Source organism: uncultured Corynebacterium sp., from assembly GCF_937999985.1.
Lineage (GTDB): Bacteria > Actinomycetota > Actinomycetes > Mycobacteriales > Mycobacteriaceae > Corynebacterium.
Genome location: NZ_CALLDG010000197.1, coordinates 1 through 10,068, shown reverse-complemented (window position 1 = coordinate 10,068; position 10,068 = coordinate 1). Strand labels below are relative to the sequence as shown.

Below are 10,068 nucleotides of genomic sequence, written 5' to 3'. Positions count from 1 at the left end.
CGTACTTCCCGCTGGCCCACATGGTGTGGGGCGGCGGCCTGCTCGGCGACGGTGAGAACTCTATCGCCGCCTGGATGTTCGGCTCCACCGACGGGGAAGCCAACATTGCGCCCATCGACTTTGCAGGTGGCACCGTGGTGCACATCTCCGCCGGTACGGCGGCGCTGGTTCTGGCTCTGATCGTTGGCAAGCGCGCTGGCTTCCCCTCCAAGGTGGGCCGTCCGCACAACCTGCCGATGGTGATGCTCGGTGCCGCACTGCTGTGGTTCGGTTGGTACGGCTTCAACGGCGGCTCCGCCTTTGCCGCCGACGGAATGGCTGGTCTGGCTTGGATCAACACTACGGTCGCTACCGCGGCCGCGATGCTCGGCTGGATGCTCTGTGAAACTATTCGCGACCGCGCCGCTACCTCTCTGGGTGCCGCGTCTGGCGCCGTGGCAGGTCTGGTTACGATCACCCCGGCGGCTGGGACGTTGACGCCCCTAACTTCCATCGTCATTGGATTCATAGGTGGCGTCATCGCTTGCATGGCAATCGGCCTCAAGTACCGTTTTGGCTACGACGACTCCCTCGACGTCGTGGGTGTGCACCTGGCCGCAGGGCTGTGGGGCACGGTGGGCCTGGCGCTGCTGTCGAAGGACAACGGTGTGTTCACCGGCGGCGGGGTAGATGGCCTCAAGCTGCTACTGGTGCAGATCGTGATCGCAGTGGTGGCGATGATCCTCTCCGGCGTGGTTACCTACCTGATCGCCCTGGTGATCAAGGTCACGATCGGCTGGAGGGTCGACGATGAGGGTGAGGATACGGGCATCGACCTGGTGGAGCACCGCGAGTCCGCCTACGATCTTAAGGTCACGTCGAGCTCACATATCCGCAGCATGTACAGCGCCGAGAACCCCCACAACAGCGCCCACAGCAAGCCCGAGAACAGCGCACAGAATAAGGGAGAAGAATCGTGAAACTCATTACCGCAGTAATCAAGCCCTTCACACTGTCCGACATTCGCCAGGCCCTCGAGGCCATCGAGATCCACGGCTTGACCGTCAGCGAGACTCAAGGCTTCGGCCGCCAGCGCGGCCACAGTGAGGTGTACCGCGGCGCCGAGTTCGCGGCGGACTTCGTGCCAAAGGTAAAGCTAGAGATCGTGGCGGCAGATGCCTCTGTGGATAGCATCGTCGACGCGATTGTCGGCGCCGCCTGTACAGGAAAGATTGGCGACGGCAAGATCTGGATCACCCCGGTGGACGAGGTGATCCGCGTGCGCACCGGAGAGCGCGGAGAGGATGCGCTGTAAAACGGCGGTCTAAAACGCGCTAAAACACCGGTGAAATGTGACTGTCGTGTAGGCCACTGGCTAAGCTAGGGGAGTTATAAGCCAACCTCCGATACCTACAAGGGAGCACTAAGTAGTGTTTGAGTCTTTGTCAGACCGCCTGCAATCTGCCATGAAGGGCCTTCGTGGCAAGGGCAAGCTGTCCGAGGCTGATATTAATGCCACCGCGCGCGAGATCCGCCTTGCGCTGTTGGAGGCAGACGTATCCCTCCCGGTGGTGCGTGCCTTTATTAAGCGCATCAAGGAGCGCGCCGCCGGGGCAGAGGTATCTGAGGCGCTGAACCCGGCCCAGCAGGTTATCAAGATCGTCAACGAGGAGCTCAAGGAGATCCTCGGCGGCGAGACCCGCAGGCTGAACCTGGCTAAGCACCCGCCGACAGTCATCATGCTGGCCGGTCTGCAGGGTGCCGGTAAGACCACCCTGGCCGGCAAGCTGGCCCTGCACCTGGCCAAGCAGGGCCACACTCCCATGCTGGTGGCCTGTGACCTGCAGCGCCCGGGTGCGGTGCAGCAGCTGCAGATCGTCGGCGAGCGCGCCGGCGTAAAGACTTTCGCTCCGGATCCGGGCACCAGCCTGGATTCCCACGACCACGAGATGGGCACCAGCCACGGTGACCCGGTCGACGTCGCGCAGCGCGGTATCGAGGAGGCTTACCGCAGCCAGCACGACATCGTCATTATCGATACCGCGGGTCGCTTGGGCATTGACGAGGAACTCATGCGCCAGGCGCGCAACATCCGCGATGCGGTGGAGCCCGACGAGGTGCTTTTTGTTATTGACGCCATGATCGGCCAGGATGCCGTTACTACGGCCGAGGCGTTCCGCGATGGCGTGGACTTCACGGGTGTCGTCCTGACCAAGCTGGATGGCGACGCCCGCGGTGGTGCCGCGCTGTCGATCCGCGAGGTCACCGGCAAGCCGATCCTGTTCGCCTCCACCGGCGAGAAGCAGGAAGACTTCGACATCTTCCACCCGGATCGCATGGCCAACCGCATCCTCGGCATGGGTGACGTGCTCACCCTGATCGAGCAGGCCGAGCAGGTTCTGGACGCCGAAAAGGCCGAAGACTCCGCCATGCGCATGGCCTCCGGCGACCTAACGCTGGAGGACTTCCTCGAGCAGATGCTGATGATCCGCAAGATGGGGCCTTTGGGCAACATCCTGAAGATGATGCCCGGTGGCTCCCAGATGTCGAAGATGGCCGACATGGTGGATGAAAAGGAATTGGACCGCATCCAGGCCATCATCCGCGGCATGACGCCGGCCGAGCGCCAGGACCCGAAGATCCTGAACGCCTCCCGTCGCAAGCGCATCGCAAATGGTTCTGGCGTGAGCGTTTCTGACGTGAATAAGCTGGTCGACCGATTCTTCGAGGCCAAGAAGATGATGGGCAAGATGGCCGGCCAGTTCGGCATGGGCGGCCGATCTGCAACGAAGAAGCAGAAGGTGCACCGCAAGGGCAAGAAGGGCAAAAACGCCAAGAAGCGCAAGAACATGCGTAAGGGCATGGGCGGCGGCCAGGGGATGCCTGGCATGCCGGGGATGCCGGGTATGGGCGGCGGAATGCCCAGCATGAAGGACCTGGAGAAGATGCAGGAGCAGCTTCCCCCGGGCTTCGAGGGCATTGACCTGTCGAAGATGAACTTCCCGAAGAAGTAGAGGGCACCTCCAGCAGGGGATTTGGTTCCCGTGGGTGCCGGCTACTACACTTATGCAGGTTGTCTGTGTAACACCGTCCCCGACCACGGTCGGCCGGTGGTCACGCGCAGCAAAAATACGAAGGGTTGAACCGGCTCTGGCCGGAAAAATTTTTTAGCGGGTTATCCGCAGAGATTTTTCGCAGAGTGTCTGAACTGCCCAGTGACCAACTAGAAGAAAAGGAGCCATCACATGGCCGTCAAGATTAAGCTGCAGCGCCTGGGTAAGATCCGTACCCCGGAGTACCGCGTCGTCGTTCAGGATGCTCGAACCAAGCGTTCCGGAAAGATCATCGAGAACCTGGGCATCTACCAGCCGACCCAGGAGCCGTCCCTGATCCAGATCGACTCTGAGCGCGCACAGTACTGGCTGGGCGTCGGTGCACAGCCGACCGAGCCGGTTCTGGCTCTGCTGAAGATCACCGGCGACTGGCAGAAGCACAAGGGCATCGAGGGCGCCGAGGGCACCCTGAAGGTGGCCGAGGAGAAGAAGTCCAAGCTGGACCTGTTCAACGAGGCTCTGGCTGAGGCTGCTGATGGTCCGACCGCTGAGGCCATCACCGAGAAGAAGCGCAAGGCCAAGGAAGAGGCAGAGGCTAAGGCCGCTGCTGAGGCTGCCGCTGAGGAAGAGGCTGCTGCTAAGGCTGCTGAGGAGGCCGAGAAGGCTGAGGCTGAGTCCGCAGAGTAAAAGCAGCGGCGGTGCGCACCGCCACCGGCTTTCCAACCCCAGGTTGAGTATTTACTACTCACCTGGGGTTTTCTCTGTGTTATCGGGATGGTTCTCAGGTTGTCTGGTGTGGCAATTGCCCCCGAGTGCACCACTTGAATGTGTTGTCAGTCATGGGGAGTAGACTAAATGACTGTCATCACAGGTCGGCCGCACGCCGACCATTGAGTTTTCGCTAGAGGTAAAGAAGGCACCCTCAATGAACGTCGAAGAGACCGTTAACGGTTATTACCAGCAGATTATTCAGCGCAACGCGGGGGAGCCAGAGTTCCACCAGGCTGTTGCGGAAGTGCTGGATAGCCTGACGTACGTCCTGAAGAAGGACGATCACTACGCAAACTACGCACTCATCGAGCGCATGTGTGAGCCGGAGCGGCAGGTCATCTTCCGTGTCCCGTGGATCACTGACGAGGGCGAGGTGCGCGTGAACCGCGGTTTCCGCGTGCAGTTCAACTCCGTGCTTGGTCCCTACAAGGGCGGCCTGCGCTTCCACCCGTCGGTAAACCTGGGCATCATCAAATTCCTCGGCTTCGAGCAGATCTTCAAGAACTCCCTGACCGGCCTGCCGATCGGCGGCGCCAAGGGTGGCTCGGACTTCGACCCGAAGGGCAAGTCGAACCGAGAGATTATGTCCTTCTGCCAGTCCTTCATGACGGAGCTGCATACCCACATCGGTGAAGAGGTCGACGTACCCGCCGGTGATATCGGCGTGGGTGGCCGCGAAATCGGTTACCTATTCGGCCAGTACCGCCGTATGACGAATCGCCACGAGTCCGGCGTGCTTACCGGCAAGGGCCTGACTTGGGGTGGCTCCCTGGTCCGTACGGAAGCTACCGGCTACGGCACCGTGTATTTCACCCAGGAAATGATGGGCGCTCACGGCGACCGCTTCGACGGTGCCAAGGTCATCGTCTCCGGTTCCGGTAACGTCGCCATCTACGCGGCTCAAAAAGCTCAGGAGCTCGGGGCAACTGTCGTGGCTATGTCCGATTCCTCCGGTTATGTGTGCACCCCCGAAGGCGTGGACATCGAACTTCTGAAGGACATCAAGGAGGTGCGCCGCGCTCGCCTTTCTGACTACGCCAAGGAGACCGACGGGGTGACCTACCACGAGGGTGGCAATATTTGGGAGGTCGAGGCCGACGTGGCTCTGCCGTGTGCAACCCAGAACGAGTTGGACGGCGAGTCGGCCATCATGCTCGCCGACAATGGCTGCCGTTACGTCGCCGAGGGCGCGAACATGCCGTGCACCCCGGAGGCCATCGAGGTGTTCCGTAAGCGCAAGATCTTCTTCGCTCCGGGTAAGGCTGCCAACGCCGGTGGTGTGGCCACCTCTGCCCTGGAGATGCAGCAGAATGCCTCCCGCGATTCCTGGACCTTCGACTACACGGACAAGCGCCTGCGCGACATTATGCGTGGAATCTTTAAGCGTTGCGATAGGACGGCTCAGGAGTACGACCGCGAAGACGATTACGTCCTCGGCGCCAACATCGCCGGCTTCCGCAAGGTGGCCGATGCAATGCTGGCACAGGGTGTTATCTAGCCTATGGAGTTGCAGATCGGCCGGGTGATCAAACCCCATGGCGTACGGGGAGAGGTGGTCGTCGATCCCACGACGGACACCCCCGACCAGCGTTTCGCCACCGGCGAGGTGTTGAAAGGCAAGCAAGCGGGCAAGGAGCTGTCCTTGACCGTCCGTTCCTTCCGCCCGCACCAGGGGCGCCTGCTGGTCACCTTCGAGGAGGTCGCCGACCGCACGGCCGCCGAGTCCCTGCGTGGCGTGCGCTTCTTCGCCGCCCCCGTGCACGATGAGGACGACGATGGTTTCTACGACCACGAACTCGAAGGCCTCACCGCCTACCTCCTCGCCCCCGGCACGGATCTGGAGAGCGACGAGATCCAGCTCGGCGATCTGGTGGGGGAGGTCGTCGCCGTTGAGCACACTCCGGCAGGGCAGCTGCTCGTTATTCTTATTGACGCCGAATCCCAGCTGCCGACCGCCGGCAAGGAAGTGCTCGTTCCCTTCCGCCACCAGATTGTCCCGGTGGTGGACCTGGAAGAGGAGATCCTCGTACTCACCCCGCCCGAGGGGCTTTTGGAGCTGAGCTAGTTTTGCGCCTAGACGTAATAACGATCTTCCCCGAATACTTAGAGCCGCTGCGCCACGCGCTCCTGGGTAAAGCCATCGAACAGGGGATCCTAAGCGTTGGCGTGCATAACCTGCGCGCCTGGACCAGCGACGTCCACCAGTCGGTGGATTCCACTCCGTGCGGCGGTGGCCCCGGCATGGTGATGAAGCCCGAGGTCTGGGGGCCGGCCCTCGACGACGTCGCGGCCGGCACCGGCCCGGCGGCAACTGTCAGCGACCTGGAGAGCTCCGCCGAGCACAAGCGCAACCTGCTGCCAGCCACAGGCGACAGCGATGCTGAGCGTTTAAGTGAGGAAGCGGGTGGCGTCACAAAACCTCTGCTTATTGTCCCCACACCCGCAGGAAAACCGTTCACCCAAGACATGGCAGAACGGTGGAGCACCGAAGAACACGTCGTGTTTGCCTGCGGCCGGTACGAGGGCATCGACCAGCGAGTGGTGGAGGACGCACAGAACCGCTACCGCGTGGAAGAAGTCAGCATTGGCGACTATGTGCTGATCGGCGGGGAGGTCGCCGTGCTGGTTATGGCCGAGGCGATGGTGCGGCTGATCCCCGGCGTGCTGGGCAACCAGGCCAGCCACCAGGAGGATTCCTTCCAGGACGGGCTGCTAGAAGGCTCCAGCTACACGCGCCCCCGGCAGTGGCGCGGGCTAGACGTGCCGGACGTGCTGTTTAGCGGCAACCACGCGAAGATTGCGCAGTGGCGGCGCGAACAATCCCTCGCCAGGACCAAAAAAATACGCCCGGATCTGCTGGATAACGTGGAGCTATCCAAGGCAGATCGGGCGTATCTGGACGGGCTGGAGCCCTAAAACTTAGTGGTCAGCGCCCGGGATGGCGTTGACGTGATCGCGGGGCTCTTCGCCCTCTGCGTACAGCGGCATGTCCTGCTTCGCGTGGTAGAAGGGGATGTCGATCGGATCCAGGGGCTTGTCGCCCTTGATCAGGTCGGCGGCCTTCTCGGCAAGCATGACGACCGGTGCGTAGATGTTGCCGTTGGTGATGATCGGCATGACCGAAGCATCGGCGATGTACAGACCCTCAACGCCGTGGACCTGCATGGTCTCCGGGTCGACAACGGCCATTTCGTCGTCCGCCGGGCCCATCTTGGCGGTGCAAGACGGGTGCAGAGCGGTCTCTGCGTCGTTGCGGACCCACTCCAGGATCTCCTCGTCGGTCTCCACAGCGGAGCCGGGGGAGATCTCGCCGTCGGTGAATTCCTTCATCGCCGGGGTGTCCAGCAGCTTGCGGGAGGTGCGCACGGCCTCGACCCACTCGCGGCGGTCCTGCTCGGTGGCCAGGTAGTTGAACAGGATCTCCGGCTTGTCCTTCGGGTCGTTCGACTTGATGTGCACGTGGCCCTTGGTGTCGGAGTACATCGGGCCGACGTGGAACTGGAAGCCGTGCTCGCCCTCCGGCTGGGAACCGTCGTAACGAATCGCCATCGGCAGGAAGTGGAACATCAGGTTCGGGTAGTCCTCGTTCTCGTTGGAGCGGGCGAAGCCGCCGGCCTCGAAGTGGGAGGACGCAACCGGGCCGCGGTGGGTCAGCAGCCACTGCAGGCCGATGAACGGGCGGTTGATCATCTTGTAGTACGGCTGGGAGCTCACCGGCTGGGTGCAGTTGTACTGCACGTAGACCTCGAGGTGATCCTGCAGGTTGTTGCCCACACCGGGCAGGTGTTTCTTGACTTCGACGCCAGCCTTTTCCAGGACCTCGCGGTCACCGATGCCGGACAGCTCCAGCAGCTGCGGGGTGTTGAAGGCGCCGCCACAGAGGATGACCTTGTCGGCGAAGACGCGGTGGGTCTGACCCTTCCACTGGTACTCCACGCCCACGGCCTTGCCGTTTTCGAGGATGACCTGCGTGGTGTAGGCGCGGGTACGCACGTCCAGGTTCTTGCGGTTCATGACCGGGTGCAGGTAGGCGCGGGCGGCGGACAGGCGCTTGCCGCCCAGGATGTTGCGGTCGAAGGGGGCGAAGCCCTCCTGGCGGTAGCCGTTGACGTCGTTGGTGAGGTTGTAGCCGGCCTGCTGGACGGACTTGAAGAAGGCCTGGAAAAGCGGGCTGGTGGCCGGTCCGCGGGTCAGCTTCAGCGGGCCGTTGTGGCCGCGGCGCGGGTCGTTGGCGTCTGCGCCCAGAGCGGTTTCCATCTTGTTGAAGTAGGGCAGGACGTGGCTCCAGCCCCAGTTGGACATGCCGGGCAGCTTGCCCCACTTTTCGTAGTCCATCGGGTTGCCGCGCTGGAAGATCATGCCGTTGATGGAGGAGGAGCCACCCAGCACCTTGCCGCGGGCGTGGTAGATACGACGGCCGTTCATCTCCGGTTCCGGCTCGGATTCGTACTGCCAGTCGTAGTGCTTGTCGCCGATGGGGAAGGAGAACGCCGCTGGCATGTGGATGAACAGATCCCACAGGGAGTCCGGGCGCCCGGCCTCCAGGACCATGACGTCCTTGGTGGAGTCTTCAGAAAGCCGGTTGGCCAATACGGAACCTGCGGATCCGCCGCCGACGATGACGATATCCCGACGACGGTCTTCGATTACCTGGCCTTTGGTGTCGTTCTTCTTTCCTGGAATCAGCTTGTCGATGAAGCCCATCTATTCACTCGCCTCCTAGTTAAATGACTGAACGTTTACTAGTATGCCATTTTCTTTTTTAATTCGCTAGATAGCAGGTAAAGAGCATGATTAAACTACCTCGCTAGTGAGGTAGTAATTAACACCTATATGAGGGGGAACACTGGAAAATTAGAATGACCTGTGTACTCTAGGAAATTGTATTTCTGAGAAAATGAACTCCCTTTGGCGAGGAAGCGATCGAGGAGAACAAGAGGAGAACTACATGACAAATCCCGAAAACGACCATCAGCCGGAGGCGGCCGAAAGCGCCTCTCGGCGCATCGTGAGCAGGAAAAAAAGCCTCTGCTCCGCGAGTGATCGTCGGCTCTTTTGATGTTAACGACCGCGAGAGCTATTCGCCGGGTGAAGTAACGGACCCCAAGACCAACTGGCCTGTCTTCATCGTCTCGGCACTCGGCATCCTGGCCGTCGCCCTCTATGCTTTCTTCGGTCGTGAGCAGGCCAAAGACACTCTAGGCACCGTGACCGGCTGGATCTCCACCAACCTCGGCTGGTTCTACATCGTCACCGCAACGGTCGCTGTGATCTTCGTCCTAGTGGTCGCCTTCTCGAAGTCGGGCAACATCCGCCTGGGGCCGGACCACTCCCGCCCACAGTTCCGCCTGTTCTCCTGGTCGGCAATGCTTTTCGCCGCCGGCATCGGCGTGGACCTGATGTTCTTCGCCGTCGCGGAGCCCGTCACCCAGTACATGGCACCGCCGGTAGGTGAGGGGCAGACCCGCGAGGCCGCCGAGCAAGCCGTCGTGTGGGCACTGTTCCACTATGGCGTGACCGGCTGGGCCCTGTATGCCCTGATGGGCATGGCCTTCGGCTACTACGCCTATCGCCTGAACATGCCGCTGGCCATCCGCAGCGCCCTGTACCCGCTGATCGGCAAGCGCATCCACGGCCCCATCGGCGGCGCAGTGGACATCGCCGCTGTCTTGGGTACCGTCTTCGGCATCGCGGCTTCCCTGGGCATCGGTGTGGTGCAGCTGACCTACGGCCTGCACCTCATCTTCGGCTGGGACCAGGGCGTGGCCGTCCAATCCGGCCTGATCATCTTCGCCGTCGGCATCGCCACCCTGTCCGCCATCTCCGGCGTGGACAAGGGCATTAAGCGCCTGAGTGAGATCAACGTGTTGCTCGCCATCGGCCTGGTCCTCTACGTCACCGTCACGGGCCAGACTGCCTTCCTTCTTGACGCCCTCGTGATGAACATTGGCGACTATGTGTCCTCCTTCCCGGGCATGACGATGGACACGTTTGCGTTCTCCGAGGACCCGGAGGCCACCAAGGAATGGATGGGCGCCTGGACGTTGTTCTTCTGGGCCTGGTGGGTAGCCTGGGCGCCCTTCGTCGGCCTGTTCCTGGCCCGCATTTCCCGCGGCCGCACCCTGCGCCAGTTCGTCGTCGGCGTGCTGACCATTCCGTTCCTGTTCATCCTGCTGTGGATGAGCCTGTTCGGAAACACCGCCCTGAAGCGCGTTGTCAGCGGCGACATGGACTTTGCTAACAACACCATGGAAGCTCCGGAACA

Annotated in this window: 9 protein-coding genes; 8 read left to right on the top strand and 1 reads right to left on the bottom strand. The window is 61.8% G+C overall.

The genetic code is table 11. From position 1 onward, the window contains the following. From Q0331_RS09560 to trmD, 7 genes are all read left to right on the top strand, one after another. The coding region (locus tag Q0331_RS09560; protein WP_298076122.1) for an ammonium transporter at positions 1 to 959 on the top strand (959 nt) is incomplete at its 5' end. Continuing rightward, positions 956 to 1,294 (top strand): P-II family nitrogen regulator, encoded by a 339-nt coding sequence (locus tag Q0331_RS09555; protein ID WP_034986368.1) that lies wholly within the window; start codon positions 956 to 958, stop codon positions 1,292 to 1,294. The genes Q0331_RS09560 and Q0331_RS09555, both read left to right, overlap by 4 nt. Before the next feature lie 115 nt (positions 1,295 to 1,409). Then, entirely contained in the window at positions 1,410 to 2,993 is a 1,584-nt protein-coding gene (ffh, locus tag Q0331_RS09550; RefSeq protein WP_298076119.1) for a signal recognition particle protein, read from the top strand. A gap of 231 nt (positions 2,994 to 3,224) precedes the next feature. Further along, positions 3,225 to 3,719, top strand: coding sequence for a 30S ribosomal protein S16 (gene rpsP, locus Q0331_RS09545; RefSeq protein ID WP_298076118.1), 495 nt, complete (start codon positions 3,225 to 3,227; stop codon positions 3,717 to 3,719). Positions 3,720 to 3,957: 238 nt separating this feature from the next. Further along, complete coding sequence (gene gdhA / locus Q0331_RS09540) at positions 3,958 to 5,301, top strand: NADP-specific glutamate dehydrogenase (protein ID WP_298076117.1); 1,344 nt, start codon at positions 3,958 to 3,960, stop codon at positions 5,299 to 5,301. 3 nt (positions 5,302 to 5,304) lie between these two features. Then, on the top strand, positions 5,305 to 5,868 hold the full coding sequence (gene rimM / locus Q0331_RS09535) for a ribosome maturation factor RimM (RefSeq protein ID WP_298076116.1): 564 nt from the start codon (positions 5,305 to 5,307) through the stop codon (positions 5,866 to 5,868). A 2-nt stretch (positions 5,869 to 5,870) separates the two neighbouring features. Then, positions 5,871 to 6,719, top strand: a complete 849-nt coding sequence (gene trmD, locus Q0331_RS09530) for a tRNA (guanosine(37)-N1)-methyltransferase TrmD (protein ID WP_298076115.1) — start codon at positions 5,871 to 5,873, stop codon at positions 6,717 to 6,719. Positions 6,720 to 6,722: 3 nt separating this feature from the next. Here trmD and betA read toward each other — a convergent pair whose 3' ends face one another. After that, entirely contained in the window at positions 6,723 to 8,507 is a 1,785-nt protein-coding gene (betA, locus tag Q0331_RS09525) for a choline dehydrogenase (protein WP_298076114.1), read from the bottom strand. A gap of 338 nt (positions 8,508 to 8,845) precedes the next feature. Here betA and Q0331_RS09520 point away from each other — a divergent pair. Beyond that, positions 8,846 to 10,068: BCCT family transporter (locus Q0331_RS09520; protein WP_298076113.1), on the top strand; the 1,223-nt coding region annotated here is incomplete at its 3' end.

Bases quoted from the DNA above. Each gene is read 5' to 3' on its own strand.
- betA (WP_298076114.1), bottom strand. From the start codon at position 8,507: ATGGGCTTCATCGACAAGCTGATTCCAGGAAAGAAGAACGACACCAAA.
- gdhA (WP_298076117.1), top strand. From the start codon at position 3,958: ATGAACGTCGAAGAGACCGTTAACGGTTATTACCAGCAGATTATTCAG.
- rpsP (WP_298076118.1), top strand. From the start codon at position 3,225: ATGGCCGTCAAGATTAAGCTGCAGCGCCTGGGTAAGATCCGTACCCCG.
- rimM (WP_298076116.1), top strand. From the start codon at position 5,305: ATGGAGTTGCAGATCGGCCGGGTGATCAAACCCCATGGCGTACGGGGA.